Consider the following 19,983-nt stretch of genomic DNA (forward strand, 5'->3'; position numbering starts at 1 on the left):
AAAGTTTACCGGTCATTCCGCTTCAAACACGGCCATGACCGGTAGTGATTTCCAGGTCTCGTTCAACGCGAAACGATCCCAAAGCAGTCCTCGAATGAATTTGATGGAGCCGAAAAAATGATTGAGCGATCTCATCATGAATTGCGCAAGGCGTTTGGTGATTTACTTCATGGAGCAGTCTGTAAATTTGCTGCTTCCGTATTTGATCCCATCTCGGTTCGTATGGCATCCGACCTTGGTTTTGAGGTTGCAATCCAAGGTGGTTCCGTCGCCTCGCTTCAAGTGCTCGGAGCTCCGGACATTTCTCTGCTCACGCTTGATGAATATGTCGAGCAGGTTTCCCGAGTCGGGCGGGCCAGCCAAATCCCAATCATTGGGGACGCTGATCATGGGTTTGGTAACGCACTCAATGTAATGCGAACAGTGACCGAACTGCAGAAAGCCGGTGTTGCTGCCCTAACGCTGGAAGACACCCACCTACCGGCCAAATACGACGAGCAGTCGCACGTACTTATCGAAATGGAAGAAGCCGCAAGCAAGATTTACGCTGCGCGGTTTGCCCGTTCAGATGATGCCCTCAGCATCATCGCCCGTACGAATGTGGCCGTTACCACTTTAGAAGACTCCATTGCACGCACCACGGCCTATCAAAAGGCTGGGGCCGACGCGATTTGCCTTGTCGGAGTAAAGGACTTCCAACACTTGGAGGCACTCACCTCGCATCTTTCCGTGCCGATCATGCTGATCAATTATGGAAACCCTGCACTGAGCGATGTTGAGAAACTGAGTGCAGCCAATGTGCGGATCGTGGTCAATGGGCATGCCCCATTTTTGGCCGCGATCAAAGCGAGTTACGAGGCATTGCGTGAGCAGAGCGGATCGAAAGGAGCAGAGCTCTCCCTTCCAGGGCTGCTCTCAAAATACACGCTTTCGGATAATTACCGTGAGTGGGCAAAGACCTATTTGAAGTCAGAGCACGGTTCTAATTGAGCCTGAGACAGGTGAAATAAAGCGTCATGAAAAAAACGATTCTGGCCTTCAGTCGCGTCTCTCCAAGCCTGCTCGAGGCTTATAAAGATCAGTACAACATCATTATCCTCAGCCCAGAGAATGGTGATATGGACGCTCAGTTTAAAGCTGCTCTACCCGAGGCCCATGGATTGATCGGTGGAAATCGTCGTCTGGGCGAGGCCGAACTCGCATCGGCGAAAAACCTGGAGATTATTTCCAGTATCTCGGTTGGCTATGACAACTATGACCTCAGCTTTCTCAATAGCCGAGGGATCATGCTGACCAATACGCCGGATGTGCTGAACGAGACAACAGCTGATCTGGCTTTCGCTCTGATCCTCGCCACAGCACGGCGTATCCCTGAGCTGGATGCCTGGACGAAAGACGGAAATTGGACAAAGACCATCGATGCATCCCACTTCGGATGCGATGTGCATGGAAAGACCTTGGGCATTATCGGTTTAGGCAAAATTGGAGAGGCCATCGCCCGTAGAGGTAGGTTCGGTTTCGGTATGGATATTTTGTACAGCGGCAAAACCCGCAAGCCCAAACTGGAGCAAGAGCTGGGGGCAAGGTTTGTTACACAAGAAACGCTTTTGGGCGAATCCGATTTTGTGTGCCCGGTCGTTCCATTGACCTCCAATACCAGGAACCTCATCAGCCATTCCGAGTTGGCGCAGATGAAGCCTGAAGGCATTTTGATCAACGTGTCTCGGGGCCCAGTGGTTGATGAAGAGGCACTGATTCAAGCACTTGAAGCAAAGGCAATACGGGCAGCGGGATTGGATGTTTACGTGAAGGAGCCTTTGCCGGACTCCAGGCTCTTCAAGTTGAAAAACGTCGTCACTGTTCCCCATATTGGCTCAGCAACAAACGAGACGCGCATCGCAATGGCAAAGCGAGCCCTGGAAAATTTATTGATGGGACTTGAGGGCCAGTGGCCGCGAGACCTCGTAAATTCGCAAGCGTTACGCCAAAAGAGTTAACTCATTTTCCCCCTGTGTGCGCTAAGGCACACAGGTCCACTTGTACAAAAAAAGGCCCGAGAAAGGCCTTTGTTGTAGTTGGTCAGGGCATCTGGTTTGGTGTGAGTCAGTGTGCGCCTACAGACGTCTTTCTGACGAAGCTCCGCACCAATTAAAACCTATACACTGTTACTTGATTACTGACTGGAAGGCTTGTCCGTATTCTCACGGGCAAGCTCAATGCACTTCAATGCCAAAATGGTTGTCGGATCAACGAGTGCAACCTCATGATTTTTGATCATGTAGGATTCGCTATGCTCGAGCACCAGAGGTAGCTCTGTGCACCCCAGGATGAGCACATCTGCACCCAGTTCACACAAGTGCTCTGCTGCGATCAAGAGCTGGTCTTTACAAATGCCGTCAGTGAAACCCGCTTTGATTCCGTGGTATCCATAAATCGACTCCATCACCAAAGCTTGGTATTCCACGCCAGGGGTGATGATTTGAAGTCCTGCTCGCCGGGCTGCTTCGTGATAGACCTGACTTTTGATTGTGCCGGACGTTGCTAACAGCCCTACGGTTTTGCCAGCACCGTATCGCTGAACGATAGCCTCTACCGTCTCTGTCAGCATGTTCACAATAGGCACACGTAGGTGCGCCTGAATGCGCTCAACAAATGCATGAGCTGTATTGCACGGGATCGCTATGGCATTGGCGCCAGCGCTTTCCAGTCGCTTGCATGTTGCGTACATCGCCATCGTCGGGTCGGTTTCGTCATACAGCAGGTTCGCTGTGCGATCAGGGATCTGGGGGTTTTGTTCGACCACCATTTTGATGTGTTCTTGATCGCGACCTGCCGGTGTATGCGCAACGACCTTACCCATGAAGTCGACCGTTGCTGCCGGCCCAACTCCACCCACTATCCCAAGCTTGAATGGCGGACGGGTCGACTGACCTTTCTCCAAGGTGGCGAAAGTGGCATAAATCTCGTTGATATCCAGGACAGTGACGCCACGCCGTTGCAGATCACCGCAGACCAACGAGAGCTCAGTCATGCCAGGCAGGATGATTGTGGCCCCTTGATCCTGCAGCGAAAGGCACGCTTGATAAACACACTCCAGCGGCACCCCATCAAGGTACCCATCTTTGATGCCATTAACGCCATACATCGCGTCCATCAACCCGGATTGCTCGTTATCATTTGGATAAACGAGCTTGAAGTCAATGCCGAAATAGCGCTCAAACAGCCCTGAGTGCCGAACATAGTCAGACGCGATGATTCCCAACGTACTGCCGCCTTCAGCGACATGATCCACGTGCTTGCGTAACGCCGCCATCATATCCAGAACGGGTATGCCCATTTCCTCCTGGATCTCCTCACGAAAGGTGTGACTGGCAAAACAAGGCAGTAAAACTGCATTGACTTCGCTGGCCTCGAACGTCTGACAAACCTGGAAAACATAGAACTTTCTGGAGGTCATACTGGCGCCCCGGTCTAGGGGCATCAGGACGTCTTTGAAGGGGTGTTGCTCAAAGAGGAAGTGATAGCGACCTTGATCCTCCAGAACAGCTCTGGACTTCACTAACTTGTAGAAAAGATCGCCGCCGGCCAGTGAGCCAAGCCCGCCGACGATACCTAGTTTGCGAGCAAACGATGACCCGCTGGACGGCTTCGATTTACCTTTCATGTTTAGGTTCTCACACGGTGGCTGCAGTATGAATTGGGAGTGGAGACTGAGTGCCGGGCGCGTCTTCAGCTTCTTCATGTGGTTCTGATTTGGCAACCACAGCCGTTGCGATGCTATTGCCAACCACGTTGGTGGCAGTCCTGGCCATATCGAGGAACTGGTCAATGCCAAGGATCAGTAAAATGCCGGCTTCGGGAAGATTGAACATGGGTAACGTAGCCGCCACCACAACCACCGATGCTCGGGCCACACCCGCCATACCCTTGCTGGTGATCATCAGCGTCAGCAAGATGAGCAGTTGCTGTGTGAAGCTCAAGTCGACGTTGTAGGCCTGTGCAATGAACATGATGGCGAACGCTTGATACATCATCGAGCCATCAAGGTTGAATGAGTACCCCAACGGTAGAACGAAGCTTGATACGCGCTTCGGCGCACCAAACTTCTCCAGTGCCTCCATGGTTTTCGGGTATGCGGACTCGCTACTGGCAGTGGAAAATGCCAACAGAACAGGTTCGCGGATGAGCTTGCCCAAGGTAAACACTGAGCGCCCCAGGAACAGGTAGCCGGCAGCGAACAACACGCACCACAGAATCACAATGCCCAAGTAGAACTCGGCAATCAGCTTTCCGTAATCGACTATCAAGCCAAGACCTTGAGTGGTGATCGCCGATGCGATGGCTGCGAAAACGCCGATTGGCGCGAAGGCCATGACGAAGTCAGTGACCTTGAACATCACCTTGGCCAGCTCTTCGATGCCATCGACAATCGTTGTGTAACCCGCTCGCTTCACACCTGCGAGGGCAAACCCGAAGAACAACGAGAACACCACGATTTGCAGGATTTCGTTGTTGGCCATTGCTTCGGCAATGCTGCGGGGAAACACGTGACTGATGAAAACCTTGAGGCTGAAATCCCCGGTGTTCACCACGGGGCTCGCCGCATGCTGGACGACCTCCATGTTCAGTCCTGCGCCGGGTTGGAACAGGTTCACCAGGCCCATGCCGATTGACAGCGATATCACCGAAGCGGTGACGAACCAGGCCATGGCTCGCAGGCCTATGCGCCCAACGGAGCGGGAGTTTCCCATGCTGGCGATGCCGCCGACCAAGGTGGCGAACACCAGAGGCGCGATGATCATCTTGATCATGCGTAAAAATATGTCGGTGACCATCGAGAAGTACGACGCGATCTCTTTGGCGCTTTGTTCGCTCCCTGCGAAGTGGTGGCACGCCCAACCGACAAGCACGCCTAAGGCGATGCCAATTGCGATCCGACGCGGAAGTTTATTTTTCTTCACGGAGCTTTCCTCAAGTGGTTTTTTTGCTTTTTTTACTTGGCAGGAGACAAGTGTCATTAGGTCGAAGCTCTTCGGCCTCGCTTCTACGTTTTCGATTCTAGGGCTGGGGTTGAAGGGTCGTGATGAGTAATCCCGATAGCCTCATGCGCTTTTGGAATAGTTTTCGAAATCGCTGCTTCATCCCGACTGCGGCGCAGTAAACTGCTCATTCGGGGCATGAGGTGTCGGTATGCAAATCAAATGGCTGGATGATCTTCTGGCGGTCGCGGAGTGGAAGAATTTTTCTCGGGCTGCGGAGGTTCGCTGTGTGACCCAGTCGGCTTTGTCGAGGCGTATAAAGTCACTTGAAGAATGGGTAGGTGCGGAGTTGGTGGATCGTGGCACCTATCCTGTCCAACTGACCTCTGCTGGCCGCACATTTTGTGAAGAAAGTCGCGAGGCATTGGCGGGGCTAATGAGGCTGCGCTCAAGCCTTCGCGAGGTAGAGCGGATGCCTGGGCGATCCATCCAGGTCACTGCTGGCCACAGTCTGTCGATGACATTCCTGCCGAAATGGCTGAAGCAATTTCAGCAGCACAATGAGCAATTCAATGCGCGGGTCGTTGCCGCCAACATCCACGACGCGGTCATATCTCTGGAGGAGGGGAGTTGTGATCTGATGATTGTCTATCATCACCCCTTGGCACCCATTCTTCTCGATTCGGAAAAGTTCGGGAGTTTGACCTTGGGTCATGACGCGTTTATTCCTGTGTGCGCACCTGACAGCGATGGGAATCCGCTGTATCCCTTACCGGGCACCTCCAGCAAAACAGTTCCTCACCTCGCTTATACGGCTACGACTTTTCTAGGTCGTGTTGCCGACATCGTCATAAAGAATGGCCCGACTGCATGCATGTTGGAGCGGTGCTACGAGGCGGATATGACAATGCTACTGATGCGAATGGCAGTCGAAGGTTATGGGGTGGCATGGTTGCCACAAAGTGCTGTCATTGACGAGCTTCAGCGAGGTCAGTTGGTGAAAGCGGGTGGTGATGAATGGAGCACGCGACTGGAGATACGCTCCTACTGCTCCATCACGAATGAGAACCCTACGATGCGCAACTTATGGAAAACCCTCGAAGGAGCTTCCCGCGATCTCCATGGCAAAACAGCCAGTTGATCGAAGCTCCAAAGCTCGAAAAGCATCCCTCAAGTATGGGTAATGACATCTGTGCATCGGGTCATTCTGAAACGTCATCACCCGCTATTTTTTGCGTGATAGTCTCGCCGCACTTTTGAGTTGGCACTGATCGTTCACACGATGACGGCCACAGTGAGGAGCGATCATGCCCAGAGTTTCCCACCAAGCATTACGCCATTCGTTTCGCGAGCTGCTGGCATCCAGTAACTGTTTCCAGACCGCTTCAGTCTTTGATCCGATGTCAGCACGCATTGCCGCCGATCTCGGATTTGAAGTGGGTATTCTGGGGGGATCAGTTGCATCTCTGCAGGTTCTGGCTGCACCAGATTTCGCACTCATTACCCTGTCTGAATTTGTCGAACAAGCGGCCAGAATAGGCCGTGTGGCGCAGTTGCCTGTCATCGCTGATGCCGATCACGGTTACGGAAATGCACTCAACGTCATGCGAACTGTCCAGGAGTTGGAGCGCGCAGGAATAGCGGCACTCACGATTGAAGACACCCTCCTTCCGGCTCAATTCGGGTGTAAATCAACAGACCTCATCAGCACTGAAGAGGGCGTAGGCAAAGTACGGGCCGCACTGGAAGCACGCGTTGATCCGGAGCTTTCGATTATTGCTCGAACCAACGCCTCAGCTTTACCTGTGCATGAGGTCATTCACCGAACGCGCGCTTATCAACGGGCCGGCGCGGATGGCATTTGTATTGTTGGCGTACAAGATTTTGCGCACCTCGAACAGATCGCGGAGCACATCACGATTCCACTGATGTTGGTCACTTACGGAAACCCAGGACTCAACGACAACGAACGGCTAGCCAAGCTAGGAGTACGAATCATTGTTGCAGGTCATGGTGCTTATTTCGCCTCCATTAAAGCGACCTATGACTGCCTTCGTGAACAACGCCAGCTCACTCGCAGCACATCAGACTTAAGCGCTACCGAGCTGGCCTATACCTACACGTTGCCGGAAACATATTTGAACTGGGCCAGGGACTTCATGGATGTTCAGGAGTGATGGAAATTTCCTGATCAGCTCCCGTTGCTCTGCCTACAGGTTTCCTCCTGCTTGAATCCGCAAGCATGATTTGCGTGCCGAGAAGAGCACTTGCACTCATGCGGTTTGGTCACCCTCGGTTGCGTATTCAGCAGTTTGCTTCCGGAGCGATCTGGAAGCTTTTTTCTTCTCAACAAAGCGCTCGAAGCCCTAAGCACCGCTAGCGTCTTGTTGATGAACTCTTCGTTCTTGCTGATTGTCGCCAACGCGCCGCGCGCAGGTGGTCTCGATCACCTTGAATCTTGGCGGCATGGTGCGTTCCCTGCTAAAAAATGGTGCTCTACAGGTACCGGTAAGACTCTGTGATTTCAACCGCTGTGCAGGACTTGGCTGAGACAATTCATGACAGCGAAACGCGGTTTAAAAATTGTTATGTCAACTCAAAAAAGTAGGAGGCGTGAGGTTATTTCTCCCATTGTTCAAGCAGTATTGAGACGAATTTTTCCGCTGCCGGAGATAGTGAAGCGCCTCTCCGGTAAACCAGTCCCAACGATCGGTTAACTATGGGCTCTATCAAAGGGACGCTTACCAAGGTTGGATGATCCACAGCAGGCATTGCGAGGCTCGGCATGGCCGAGACTCCTAAGCCAGCTTCTACCAGGCCCAGCGATGTAGACAGGTGTTGCACCTCATAGAACCATTGTGGACGCCAGCTCAAGCCTGACAAAGCGTGGTCAAGCAACATGCGGTTGCCGCTTAGGCGACCGACCCCGATAAGGCGGTAATTGCTAAGTTCAGACCAGGTTACCGAGCTACGCTCAGCCAGCTCATGATCGCGTCGACAAGCTAAAACAAAAGGCTCGTTGACCAACGGTACGAACTCTATGTCTGGGTGCTGTCCGCTCATCATGTTGATGCCAAAGTCGGCTTCGCCACGCAGAACAGCCTCCAGCCCTTCGTTCGCACTGAGATCAAGCAAGCGAATGCGGATTTGTGGATAGCGCTCGTTGTAGAGGCGGATTACCGAAGGGAGGAAGTAGAAGGCTGCGGTTGGGATACAGGCAAGGGTTACACGGCCGCTCTGCCGCTCCGCCAACTCTCGGATGTTAAGTATCGAGTCGTCGAAGTCATCCAATAAGCGTCGTGCCTTGGGCAGGAAGTCTCGCCCAACGCTGGTGAGGCTTACCCTTCTTGTCGTGCGATCAAGAAGCGCTGTTCCCAATCCCTCTTCAAGCTTTTTCATTCTCCGACTCAGTGCGGGTTGAGAGAGATGCAATGCATCGGCAGCTTCGTGAAAGCTTCCAAGTTCGGCGATCTTCACGAAAGATCGGATGTCATTGAGCTCATAATTCACTTTTTTATCTCACTAGCCGAGAGTTGTTAAGCCCAGTCAGCCTAAATTCATCATTCGTAAAACGCAATAATCAGGCTGATATTTGCATTGGAAACAATTTTTAAAGCCTGCGACTCTTGCTTACAAGACATCAATTACCCCGATTGATCAACAAGAGTTAGTGTTCATGCAACGAATTCCCTGTGTGCTAATGCGCGGTGGTACTTCCAAGGGGCCAGTGTTCCTCGCCTGGGATCTACCTGTTGCGATCGAAGACCGTGATGAACTGCTGCTCAACCTCATGGGCTCTGGGCATGAGCTGGAAATTGACGGCATTGGTGGCGGTAGCCCACAAACCAGCAAGGTGGCGATAGTCAGCCCGTCGCTGCATCCTGAGGCGGATGTCGACTATCTGTTCGTTCAAGTCATGGTCTCCCAGCGTCGAGTCGACACCGCGCCTAATTGCGGCAACATGCTTTGCGCCGTTGGCCCGTTCGCCATCGAGCAGGGGCTGGTAAAAGCCTCCAAAGACCTGACACGTGTGCGTATTCGCAACCTCAACACGGGCACTTTTGTGAACGCCGAGGTACAGACGCCCGGTGGAAAGGTCAGCTATGAAGGTGACACCGCCATCGATGGTGTGCCGGGTACCGCCGCTCCTGTGCAACTCACCTTCCTGGATGCTGCGGGCAGCAAGACCGGCAAGCTTTTCCCGACTGGGCAAACGCAGGATTTGATCGACGGTATTCCAGTGACCTGCATCGACATGGCGATGCCGATGATGATCATCGAAGCTGGCCAACTGGGTAAGCGCGGCGATGAAAGTCCTGCTGAACTGGATGCCGACAAAGAGTTCCTGCGTCGCCTGGAGTCCTTGCGACTGCAAGCCGGCTTGGCAATGGGCCTGGGTGACGTCAGCGACAAAGTGATTCCCAAGCCTGTACTGGTGTCACCGGCCAAGGCTGGCGGCACAATTCAGGTGCGCTACTTCATGCCACACAACTGCCACCGGGCCTTGGCGATCACCGGCTCCATCGGCCTTGCCACCGCTTGTGTCACTGAAGGCAGTGTGGTCGCGCAATTGCTCGGCGGGGTTAGCGAGCCGCGGTTGAAGCAAGTACGCATTGAACATCCAAGTGGCGGGATAGATGTCGTATTGTCCTACACCGGCGATCAGGGTGAGACAATTCGTGCCTCAGTGGTGCGTACATCGCGCAGGCTGTTTTCCGGTTTTGTCTACGCCACGGCTTCCCAACGACTTGCCGGATAATTTCCCCTGGTCATTGCCGTTCTTGCATCAGCACAATTCTAAAAATGGGTGATGCCATGAAAGTTGTAAAATCGCTCTACTTCCAGATTCTCCTCGCCGTGCTGTTGGGTGTGCTGGTCGGACATTTTTGGTCGCAACAGGCCATCGCCTTGAAGCCGCTTGGTGATGCCTTCATCAAGTTGATCAAGATGATGATCGCTCCGGTGGTGTTCTGCACCATCGTCACCGGTATTGCCGGCATGAGCGACAAACGCTCCCTCGGGCGTCTGTTGAGCAAGACCATGCTGCTGTTCCTGGCACTGACCGTGATCAGCTTGATCATAGGCCTGGTGTCGGTCTACCTGTTCAAACCCGGTGTGGGCATGAACATTGACCCCGCCCAGTTGAGCACCAAGGGACTGTCGCAATACACCGATTCCGCCGCGAAGCTGGGAGTGGTCGAGTTTTTCATGCACATCATCCCGGACACTTTCATCGGCGCTTTCAATAAGGGTGAAGTGCTGCCGGTGTTGTTCATCGCGGTGCTTTGCGGTTTCGCACTGTCGGCCATCGGCGAGCGTGGCAAGCCGGTACTGGATGTACTGGAGTCCGCCTCGCACATGGTGTTCAAGATTTTCTCCTATCTGATGCGCTTCGCTCCGATCGGTGCTTTTGGCGCTTTGGCGTTCACCGTAGGCCAGTACGGCATTACATCGTTGGGCTCGTTGGCCAAGCTGATCATGACCTTGTACGTAGCCTGTGCCTTCTTCGTCTTTGTGGTGCTGGGGAGTATTTGCCGGGCAAATGGCTTCAGTCTCTGGAAGTTGCTGCGCTACTTCCGCGAAGAGTTCCTGGTGGTGCTCGGGACTTCCTCAACCGAGCCGGTGATGCCGCGGATGTTGGAAAAGCTGCAAGCCCTGGGTTGCAAAAAAGGCGTGGTGGGGTTGGTGCTGCCAACGGGGTACTCGTTTAACCTCGACGGTACGGCAATCTACCTATCGCTGGCAGCGGTATTCATTGCTCAAGCTTGCAACATCGATCTAAGCCTGACACAGACCGTGACCATGCTGGCCATCATGCTGTTGTCCTCGAAGGGTGCAGCAGGTGTGACCGGAGCCGGGTTTGTCGCGCTGGCGTCGACACTGACTGTGATCCATGACATTCCCTTGGCCGGCCTTGCACTGCTGATCGGTATCGACCGCTTCATGTCGGAAGCCCGGGCCTTGACCAGTCTGGCAAGCAACGCCGTGGCTACCGTGGTGATGTCCATCTCGGAGAACGCTTGTGATCGCGAGACACTGATGCGGACTCTTGACGGCGAACCGTCGCCCGCCCTGGCACAAACCCAGAGTGAAAACTGGGATGGTCGCAAGGTCACGGAACACGTCTGACCGGACACGCCTGAAACACCCAACAAACATTTCATTCAACTCCCCGCCAGGCACGGCTGATCGTACCGTCTGGCGGGTTCGAGGTCGTGCGCCTGCGCATCGGCCACGCTACTGATAAGAACAAGAGAACTGACCTATGCTCGCATTTCTTGGTTTGGCCATGGTGGTGGTTTTTACCTATCTGATAATGTCGAAACGCCTATCGCCGATTGTCGCCCTGACGGTGGTGCCGATTGTGTTTGCGGTGATTGGCGGTTTTGGCGGTACTACGGGCAAGATGATGCTCGACGGCCTGAAGATGGTTGCGCCTTCGGCTGCGCTTCTGCTGTTCGCCATCCTGTTCTTCGGCCTGATGATTGATGCCGGGTTGTTCGACCCGTTGATTCGTAAAATCCTCAAGCGTGTAAACGGCGATCCGATGAAAATCGCTATCGGCACCGCGCTGCTGTCACTGCTGGTCGCCCTCGACGGCGACGGCACAACCACCTACATGATCACCTGCGCGGCAATGCTGCCGTTGTACAAGCGTATCGGCATGAACCCGATGATTCTGGCGACCATCGCCATGTTGTCCTTGAGCATCATGAGCGGCATGACCCCATGGGGCGGGCCCGCTACAAGGGCGATCGCGGCACTGGGCCTGGATGCCGGCGAGTACTTCGTGCCCTTGCTGCCGACCATGATCGGCGGCGCGATGTGGGTGGTGTTCACCGCTTTCCTCCTGGGCCGTGCCGAGCGTAAGCGCATCGGTAATGTGCAGCTACAGAGCGGTGGCGGTAATTGCTACATCGACGCGATCCTGGGTGATACCCCGCACAAACGGCCTAAACTTGCATACGTGAACCTGTTGCTGGTGATCGCGGTCATGGTCGCGCTGGTAATGGGCATCATGCACTCGGCGATCCTGTTCCTGATCGGCTTTGTCCTGGCACTGATGATCAACTACCCGCAACTGGATATTCAGAAAGAGCGCATTCTCGCCCACTCCGGCAATGCGATGACGGTGGTGCTGCTGGTGTTTGCCGCCGGTATCTTTGCCGGGATCTTCTCGGGCACCAAGATGGTCGACTCTCTGGCGCAAACGCTAGTGGACTGGATTCCGCCATCCTGGGGTCACCTGTTCCCACTGGTGGTGGCGATCACCAGCATGCCGTTGACCTTTGTTCTGTCCAACGATGCTTACTACTTTGGTGTGGTACCGATCCTGGCCAACGCGGCCGCAGCCTATGGCATTGACCCGGTGGAAATCGCCCGCGCGTCGATTCTCGGTCAGCCAGTACACCTGATGAGTCCGTTGGTAGCCTCAACTCTGTTGTTGGTGGGTATGGTCGATCGTGATATCGGCGATTTCCAGAAAGCCACCGTCAAATGGGCGGTACTCACTTCATTAGTAGTCACCGCGCTAGCCCTGCTGACCGGGGCGATCAGTCTCTTCTCCTGATTCACCCCAAGCATCTGTTTTCTCCTGACGCGCCTCGCTTGCGAGGCGTGCGCTGTTCTGCACTCCAAATAACAACAATGAGTAGTTTGCCAATGACCACTTTGCATACCCAACGGGCGCTGTTTTCACTTCTTGGTTTGTTGCCGCTGGCCAGCGCCAGTGCAGAAGGCTTTATCGACGACAGCAAGCTCAAGCTGCAATTGCGCAACGTCTATTTCAATGAGAATTTCCGCGACGAGCATGGCATGAGTGCCAAATCAGCAAGGACGGCGAAGAGCGAACGAACCGAGTGGGCCCAGGGATTTCTGTTGGATTACCAGTCGGGATTTACACCTGGCACTATCGGGTTTGGTGTTGATGCCCTTGGCCTGCTCGGGGTCAAGCTGGACTCCGGCCGTGGCCGCAGCGGCACTGGCTTGTTGCCCGTGCATGATGACGGTCGTGCGGCTGACGAATTCGCAAGTCTGGGTATGACTGCCAAAGCCCAACTGGCCAAGACCACGGGCAAATACGGCACCTTGCTACCCAAGACTCCGGTGCTGATCTATAACGACGCGCGTCTGTTGCCGCAAACGTACCAAGGCACTCAGATCAGTAGCGTCGACATCGAGAATCTCACCCTCACCGGGGGTTACCTGGATCGATTCAAACTGCGTGACTCCAGTGACAACATGCCGATTGTGCCCGACGGTTATGGCGGAGATAAATCAGGCGACTTCAGCTATGCAGGGGCCGAATACAAGCTGGGGAAAAACGTTCGTTTGAGTTACTTCTACGGTGAACTGGAAAATTTTTACCGACAGAATTTCGCAGGTATCCAGCACGATCTACCCTTGGGCGGCGGTGTGCTGACCAGTGACTTGCGCTACTTCAACAGTGTCGATAACGGCTCAGCCTACGGTGGCAAGATCGACAACAACATGCTGAGCGGGCAATTGTCCTACGCCATTTCCGGCCATACCTTCGGTGGCGGATACCAGACCCTCAGTGGTGATGCCGGATTACCTTTTATCAGTGGCGCAACGGTTTATTCGTTCAGCAACGCCGGGATAGGCAAATTTGTCGAGGAGGATGAAAAAACCTGGATGCTTAATTACGGCTATAACTTTGCTGCCGTCGGCGTACCGGGCCTGACGTTTTCCGCCCGGTATCTGAGCGGCAACGACGGTAAGTCCGACACCTCGGTCAAGGAGTGGGAACGTGATGCCGAACTGGCTTACGTCGTGCAACAAGGCACCTTCAAGGGGCTGGGTGTGCGGTTGCGTAACTACGTTTACCGCTCTGATTATTCCCGTGGCCGAGATAGCAACCGAATCTACTTTACCTACGACATCGCCCTCTGGTGATCCCCTGATTGCGGCCTCGCGATTTTCGCAGGCCGCCTTTTCAGTGGCGGCTTCAAAGGATTGGACGGTGGCCAAATCATCGACAGCGCACGCTGACGGTTACGTCCAATTTCAGAGCGTATCCTCCACCGAAACCGCAAGACATGCCTTGGCGTGTCTTGCGGTTATTTCAAGCAATGCTTACCGATGCAACAGGCTCCCGCGATGCTGCGCGTGCAGCCAGGAAGGCAAGAACGGCCGCCACGCCTAGCAAAGTGGCGCTCAATTCGAAGGTCGCTTGATAGCCGCTCGAGTCGAAGACCAGCCCGCCAACGGTTGCGCCAGACGCAATAGCGAGTTGGATGATCGCCACCATTAAACCGCCTCCCGCTTCAGCAGCGTGTGGCAACGTTCTTGCCAGCCATGTCCACCATCCCACGGGCGCTGCAGTCGCAACCAGTCCCCATGCGCCAAGCAAGACGGTCGTGGTGGCCGTCGAGCTACCGAATGAAACAAGCGCCAGTGCAATCATCGCCATAAAGATCGGGATGACGATGAGGGTTCGATGCAGGCCATTTTTCAAGAACGCTTCAATCAGGAAGGTTCCGGCAAGTCCCGCCAGGCCCAGAACGAGCAACATAAAAGACAGCATGGAGACACTGACGTGCGTGACCGTTTCAAGGAATGGGCGCAAATAGGTAAACAGCATGAACTGGCCCATGAAAAACACACTGACCGCTACCATGCCTAGCGCGACCGGTACGCTTTTCATCAACCTGAAGACGTTTCCAGTGCCTGAGCCGCTTTGCGATTTCATCGGTGGAAGGCTTACAGACAGCCATACACAAGCGACTATCGCGACTGGGATGACGCACAAGAATGCACCGCGCCAGCCAATCAAGGCACCGAGAAAACTGCCCAATGGTGCTGCAATCACAGTCGCCAAAGCGTTGCCGCCGTTGACGATTGCCATGGCGCGTGTGACCTGGTCATCAGGCACAAGGCGCATGGCGGTTGCCGCCGACAGTGACCAGAAGCCACCAATCGCAACACCGATCAGCGCGCGCCCGATCATGAATACCCCGTAGTTCGGTGCGAACGCGACCACTGTTCCGGAAAGGATCATCAACAGCGTCAGTGAAAGAAGTAGCGGTTTACGGTCAACCCGCGCCGCCACCAGCGGGATAAGAAGGCTGGTGAATAAGGCAAACAGCCCCGAAACGGAAATGCCCTGACCGGCATGTCCTTCGGTGATATGCAGATCGGCGGCAATTGGTGTCAGCAGGCTGACGGGCATGAACTCCGATGCCACCAGCACGAAGGCGGCGAGCGACATGGCCAGGACAGCGCCCCATGAATGTTGAGCTTCATGGGAGGAGGGAAGATGGGGCATTGAAAAATCCTGTATTGCGTGAAGCGTCGCGGCTCCAGAAGCGAAGCCGCGAGAGAGGAACGGTTCCCGTGTGGGTCGCCGATCCGATTACTTCAGATGACTGTTGAAGAACGTGGCCAACTTGGCGAAGGGAATCAAATTGACCCGATCGTAAAGATCCACATGCCCGGCATCTGGAACGATCAGCAACTCTTTGGGTTCGGCCGCCCGTTTGTAGGCGTCCTCGCTGAACTCCCTTGAGTGCGCCGTGGCGCCCGTAATGAAAAGCAGTGGGCGCGGGGAGATGGTCTCGATGTCGTTGAATGGGTAGAAGTTCATGAACTTCACATTGCTGGTCAGCGTCGGCATGGTAGTGGTTTGCGGCGATGCGCTAGCGGGGGTGACCTCACCGCGCGGAGTGCGGTAGAAATCATAGAACTCGTCACCCACAGCGTTGCCGGTCAGCTTTAGTGGTGAGCCGCTGGTATAGCGAACTTCGCCGCCCCAGAATTCCGCGTTACGTTGCTGCGCCGCATCGCGAATGATTTGCTGGCGTTGTTCCAACGTGACTGAGTGCTTGAGACCGTTACGGTTGGCCGCCCCCATGTCATACATGCTGACCGTGGCGATGGCTTTCAGACGAGGGTCGATCTTGGCGGCGCTGATGGCGAAGCTGCCACTGCCGCAGATACCGATGACGCCGATACGCTCTCGATCAACAATCGGGCGAGTGCCGAGATAGTCCACGGCGGCACTAAAGTCCTCGGCGTAAATATCAGGCGAAACTGCTTGGCGAGGCGTACCTTCGCTCTCACCCCAGAACGACAAGTCCAGTGACAGCGTGATAAATCCCTGCTCGGCCATTTTAGTGGCGTAAAGATTCGCGCTCTGTTCCTTTACTGCACCCATAGGGTGTCCGACGATTATCGCTGCACTCTTTGATTGCGGTTCGAGTCCTTTGAGGGTGAACAAGTTACCTGTCACCTTCATGCCATATTGGTTTTTGAAGTTGACCTTTTCCACGATCACTTTATCGCTGGTGTAGAAGTTGTCTGCGCCGTTAGACATGTTGGCTCCCATTGAAGAAAAAGAGATAACAAGCAGCCCTAGGGCTAGCAAAATTCCTTTCACTGGATATTCCTTTCGATTGAATGGTTGTTCACTGGAGTTTTTGACTCAGGCGTTTAGTCAGCCAACGTGGCGTTGTCGACCACGAAGCGATACTTGACGTCACCCTTGAGCATTCGCTCGTAGGATTCATTTATCTGGTCTGCTCGAACCAGTTCGATGTCGGCGACGATGCTGTGCTCGGCACAGAAATCCAGCATTTCCTGTGTTTCCAGGATGCCTCCGATCATCGAGCCAGCAATCGTTCGGCGCTTCATGATCAGGTTGAATACGTTGGGCGATGGGTGTGGCGAGGCGGGCGCACCGACCAGTGTCAGAGCCCCATCACGCTTGAGCAGAACCAAAAAAGCATCAAGATCGTGGGGGGCTGCGACGGTGTTGAGAATGAAGTCGAAACTCTTGGTATGTGCAGCCATTTCTTCAGCGTTGCGCGATACGACGACCTCATCGGCGCCTAACGCCTTTGCCGCTTCGCGCTTGGATTCAGAGGTGGTGAACGCCACGACGTGGGCACCCATCGCGTGGGCCAACTTGATACCCATGTGGCCCAGGCCACCGATGCCGACCACACCTATTTTCTTGCCTGGGCCGGCGTTCCAGTGACGCAGAGGAGAGTAGGTGGTGATGCCCGCGCACATCAGCGGGGCGACGGCAGCTAGTTGCGCCTCGGGATGGCGGATGCGTAACACGTAGCGCTCATGCACCACGATGTTTTGCGAGTAGCCGCCCAGCGTCCAGCCAGGTGCATCCGGTGTCGGAAAGTTGTAGGTACCGACCATCTCATCGCAGTAGTTTTCCAGGCCTGTGTCACAGTCGTCACAGTGTTTGCAGCTGTCGACGACGCAGCCGACACCGACCAGATCGCCGACTTTGAAATCCGCTACATGTGTGCCCACCGCTGATACGCGACCGACAATTTCGTGCCCAGGTACACAAGGAAATTGCGTGCCTGCCCACTCGGCGCGCACTTGGTGCAAATCCGAATGGCAGATGCCACAGAAGGCGATATCGATCTGAACATCATGGGCTGACGGCTCGCGGCGATTGATCTGCATCGGCTCAAGGGGTTTGTCGCCAGCATGAGCGCCATAGGCTTGTACAAGCATGGGAGAGACCTCAAAGGATTTGTCGGATGGACATTTTCCCGGTCTGCCAAGGCTCTCTGTAGTGCATTCCGCTGGATTACTTGCCTGATTCTATGACTCTCTGTTTTTTTGCAGGACGGTCGTGAACTGGCGAGTTAGAGTTCAGTGAAGAGGTACAAGACGAATATGACGAACAACCCAGACACAGCTCCTCAACAGACATCGCCACAAGAAAGGCTTGCGCAGATCATCGGCGTGCAGATCTCGAAACCAGGTGATTACGGAACGGCCATTACAGGTCTCGGCTTCTTCAGGCGCGAACATCCAGCACCGCCCATCGTCTGCATGGTTGAGCCAAGTATCATCCTTGTCGCCCGGGGTGAGAAACAGCTCTGGGTAGGTGGCGAGGGCTACCCCTATGACATGTCGCGGTTTCTGATCACCTCATTGGATTTGCCTGCCAATTCAGAAGTGCTGACGGCAAGCCCGGAACAACCATGCTTGGGGCTGACGTTGAAACTCGATCTGCGCATGCTGGCTGAGCTGATAGCGCAAAGTGACCTGCCGCCAATCCGTGATCGATCAGTTGCGAAGGGGGTAGGAATTGGTTCAGTGACCCCTGCGATGCTGGCGTCATTCGAGCGTTTATTGGCACTGCTCGATGAGCCGGAGTCCATCCCTGTTCTGGCCCCCTTGATTCAGCGTGAGATTCACTACCGTCTCTTGCAGAGTGATCAGGCGAGCCGGCTTCGACAAATAACTTCTGTCGATGGCCAAGGTTATCGGATCGCGAAAGCCATCGATTGGCTGAAGTTGAATTACACCTCGGCGCTTCGCGTCGATGACCTTGCGGCCCGTGTGCAGATGAGCACTCCGACCTTTCACCACCACTTTCGCCAACTCACTGCAAAGAGCCCCTTGCAGTATCAAAAATGGCTGCGACTGAATGAAGCAAGACGGTTGATGCTCAATGAACACCAGGACGTATCCAGTGCGGCCTTCAAGGTCGGATATGAAAGCCCGTCTCAGTTCAGTCGCGAATACAGCCGTCTGTTTGGCGTCCCCCCCAAACGGGATATTTCGGTGTTGCGAGGGCAGGGGTAGGACCTTCAGTACGTACAAGGAGCTACATCGACCGGTTAAATCCACAACCAATAGCGGACACTCAGAATGATGAGGGGCTACGGTTGCCTACACGGATAGTCGCGGTGATGACTGGCGTCAGAGGCGGTGTAGAAATGATCTGACAATAGATTTCGTAGCATCGCTTGTGTCTTAGTCCTGAAATGTGTTCAGAGAATGCCAAATGCACGCGATGATCTCGTGTTGAGGCGCGGCATTTTCCGCATCTGGGACAGAGACTCCAAAAACATGGTGGTATGTGTTGCCTGCTTCCAAATAAAAAAATGTACAGGAACTGATCAAAACTTGGCCCGGTTTCCTCTTGGAGTTCTCGAGCAGCATCTAGCGATAGCTTCGCCAGTTTCTACCTTGCCCCCAAGTAGAGTACCTGCGCCGTAGAGTGCGATCGCCGCGAAGGTCAACCAGGGTGCCTGGGGCGATAGCTGCCTAGCGGATACATATGAGAAGGCGGCGGTATCGGCGAGCTAAAGCGACTGCACTCACCGCTGAAGGACTATCAAATAGTGTTGTCCAGTAAATCAGTAGCGTGTTGCGCTCCAACAACCGTAGCTTCCGAGTGGATCGGTGACGAGGAGTTCAACTGGCCGCGTTGAAGCTCCGATTAAATTCAACGACGTCATGATGAGACGGATTTTTGGCGAATAGTGCAGGGAGTTGCGCATTGAACGCCTCTCTTTTTTGCGCGGCGGCCCCCTTGACTGCGGCACTCAGCGCCGGGCGCATCTCATCAACGGTGTAATCGCAGCAGTACGCTGGTGTGCAGGGTTGTTGACGCCATGAGTCCTCCAAGCTGCCGCTGTCGACCGGCTCGAATCCAACTTCATCGACAAGTTGCATCACAAGACGCTTGTGATTTGCATCGTCACCGGCCACGGCGACTCCCAGACGGCCTTCGGCGCCTTTTGGCTTACCAAGATTCTCCAGCGAATAAGCCAGAATATTGTTGAAGGCCTTGATCACCGGTCGGCCAAGCTGCTCGCTAACCCACACGCTCTCTGTTTGACCATCTTCCAGCGCGGGGATGCGCTCGTCTCTCAGACCTGGGTAATAGTTACTGGTGTCGACCACTGGAACCGAGGAGGGTAGTGCGGCCAGCAGGTTCTTAGGAATAGCTGTCATAGCTGGTTGGGGAATTGAAATAATCACAGCATGGGCACTGTCGAAGACATCTTTCAAGTCACAAGGAACGGCACCTGCTTCCTTGGCAAAGGCGCTCACCGCCTCTTTTCCACGAGAGTTGGCCACACTGACTTCGTGGCCAGCAGTGACAAACTTGCGGGCAAGGGTTCCGCCGATAGATCCAATACCAACGATCGCAATTTTCATAATGCCTCCAGGGATTCAAAGTCCGGATACGTTATTATCGATACTGCAATATCCG

Annotated in this window: 16 protein-coding genes; 9 read left to right on the top strand and 7 right to left on the bottom strand. The window is 54.4% G+C overall.

Translation table 11 applies throughout. The annotated features are described in order from the left end of the window. The first annotated feature begins 117 nt into the window (after positions 1-117). A complete protein-coding gene (locus tag AC3IT9_RS10835) occupies positions 118-990 on the top strand; it encodes an isocitrate lyase/PEP mutase family protein (protein ID WP_489272996.1) in 873 nt (290 codons plus the stop codon). A gap of 26 nt (positions 991-1,016) precedes the next feature. Beyond that, positions 1,017-1,997 carry a 2-hydroxyacid dehydrogenase gene (locus tag AC3IT9_RS10840; protein ID WP_489272997.1) on the top strand — a complete coding sequence of 327 codons (981 nt, stop codon included), beginning with the start codon at positions 1,017-1,019 and terminating at the stop codon, positions 1,995-1,997. Positions 1,998-2,173: 176 nt separating this feature from the next. On the opposite strand, the gene cuyB is transcribed toward AC3IT9_RS10840, so the two are convergent. Next, the gene (cuyB, locus tag AC3IT9_RS10845; RefSeq protein ID WP_489272998.1) at positions 2,174-3,664 is read right to left on the bottom strand and encodes a cysteate racemase; all 1,491 of its coding nucleotides are present in this window, start codon (positions 3,662-3,664) and stop codon (positions 2,174-2,176) included. A 10-nt stretch (positions 3,665-3,674) separates the two neighbouring features. Continuing rightward, entirely contained in the window at positions 3,675-4,961 is a 1,287-nt protein-coding gene (locus tag AC3IT9_RS10850) for a dicarboxylate/amino acid:cation symporter (RefSeq protein ID WP_489273000.1), read from the bottom strand. 229 nt (positions 4,962-5,190) lie between these two features. On the opposite strand from AC3IT9_RS10850, the gene AC3IT9_RS10855 reads away from it, so the two are divergent. Both AC3IT9_RS10855 and AC3IT9_RS10860 read left to right on the top strand, forming a co-directional pair. Beyond that, positions 5,191-6,120: a LysR substrate-binding domain-containing protein gene (locus AC3IT9_RS10855; RefSeq protein WP_489273001.1), complete on the top strand. Its 930-nt coding sequence runs from the start codon at positions 5,191-5,193 to the stop codon at positions 6,118-6,120. Positions 6,121-6,286: 166 nt separating this feature from the next. After that, on the top strand, positions 6,287-7,156 hold the full coding sequence (locus tag AC3IT9_RS10860) for an isocitrate lyase/PEP mutase family protein (RefSeq protein ID WP_489273003.1): 870 nt from the start codon (positions 6,287-6,289) through the stop codon (positions 7,154-7,156). Between the two features lie 442 nt (positions 7,157-7,598). Here AC3IT9_RS10860 and AC3IT9_RS10865 read toward each other — a convergent pair whose 3' ends face one another. Further along, the gene (locus tag AC3IT9_RS10865) at positions 7,599-8,489 is read right to left on the bottom strand and encodes a LysR family transcriptional regulator (RefSeq protein WP_015095835.1); all 891 of its coding nucleotides are present in this window, start codon (positions 8,487-8,489) and stop codon (positions 7,599-7,601) included. Between the two features lie 166 nt (positions 8,490-8,655). On the opposite strand from AC3IT9_RS10865, the gene AC3IT9_RS10870 reads away from it, so the two are divergent. The 4 genes from AC3IT9_RS10870 to AC3IT9_RS10885 all read left to right on the top strand — a co-directional run bounded on the left by AC3IT9_RS10870 (position 8,656) and on the right by AC3IT9_RS10885 (position 13,895). After that, positions 8,656-9,738, top strand: a complete 1,083-nt coding sequence (locus tag AC3IT9_RS10870; protein ID WP_102668720.1) for a 4-oxalomesaconate tautomerase — start codon at positions 8,656-8,658, stop codon at positions 9,736-9,738. 44 nt (positions 9,739-9,782) lie between these two features. After that, positions 9,783-11,108, top strand: coding sequence for a C4-dicarboxylate transporter DctA (gene dctA, locus AC3IT9_RS10875; RefSeq protein ID WP_429382069.1), 1,326 nt, complete (start codon positions 9,783-9,785; stop codon positions 11,106-11,108). A 136-nt stretch (positions 11,109-11,244) separates the two neighbouring features. Next, positions 11,245-12,549, top strand: a complete 1,305-nt coding sequence (locus AC3IT9_RS10880) for a CitMHS family transporter (protein WP_102668718.1) — start codon at positions 11,245-11,247, stop codon at positions 12,547-12,549. Between the two features lie 92 nt (positions 12,550-12,641). Further along, positions 12,642-13,895, top strand: a complete 1,254-nt coding sequence (locus AC3IT9_RS10885; protein ID WP_489273006.1) for an OprD family porin — start codon at positions 12,642-12,644, stop codon at positions 13,893-13,895. Between the two features lie 169 nt (positions 13,896-14,064). Here AC3IT9_RS10885 and AC3IT9_RS10890 read toward each other — a convergent pair whose 3' ends face one another. The 3 genes from AC3IT9_RS10890 to AC3IT9_RS10900 form a co-directional block, all read right to left on the bottom strand. Beyond that, a complete protein-coding gene (locus tag AC3IT9_RS10890; protein WP_489273008.1) occupies positions 14,065-15,267 on the bottom strand; it encodes an MFS transporter in 1,203 nt (400 codons plus the stop codon). A gap of 87 nt (positions 15,268-15,354) precedes the next feature. Beyond that, complete coding sequence (locus AC3IT9_RS10895; protein ID WP_489273010.1) at positions 15,355-16,377, bottom strand: alpha/beta hydrolase; 1,023 nt, start codon at positions 16,375-16,377, stop codon at positions 15,355-15,357. Between the two features lie 53 nt (positions 16,378-16,430). Continuing rightward, positions 16,431-17,480, bottom strand: coding sequence for an NAD(P)-dependent alcohol dehydrogenase (locus tag AC3IT9_RS10900; RefSeq protein WP_489273011.1), 1,050 nt, complete (start codon positions 17,478-17,480; stop codon positions 16,431-16,433). Positions 17,481-17,645: 165 nt separating this feature from the next. Here AC3IT9_RS10900 and AC3IT9_RS10905 point away from each other — a divergent pair, with 165 nt between their 5' ends. Then, the gene (locus AC3IT9_RS10905) at positions 17,646-18,563 is read left to right on the top strand and encodes an AraC family transcriptional regulator (RefSeq protein WP_489273013.1); all 918 of its coding nucleotides are present in this window, start codon (positions 17,646-17,648) and stop codon (positions 18,561-18,563) included. 615 nt (positions 18,564-19,178) lie between these two features. Here the strand turns inward: AC3IT9_RS10905 and AC3IT9_RS10910 are convergent. Continuing rightward, the gene (locus AC3IT9_RS10910; protein WP_489273015.1) at positions 19,179-19,928 is read right to left on the bottom strand and encodes an NADPH-dependent F420 reductase; all 750 of its coding nucleotides are present in this window, start codon (positions 19,926-19,928) and stop codon (positions 19,179-19,181) included. Positions 19,929-19,983 lie beyond the last annotated feature (55 nt).

Source organism: Pseudomonas sp. KH_046_1 (genome assembly GCF_057839025.1).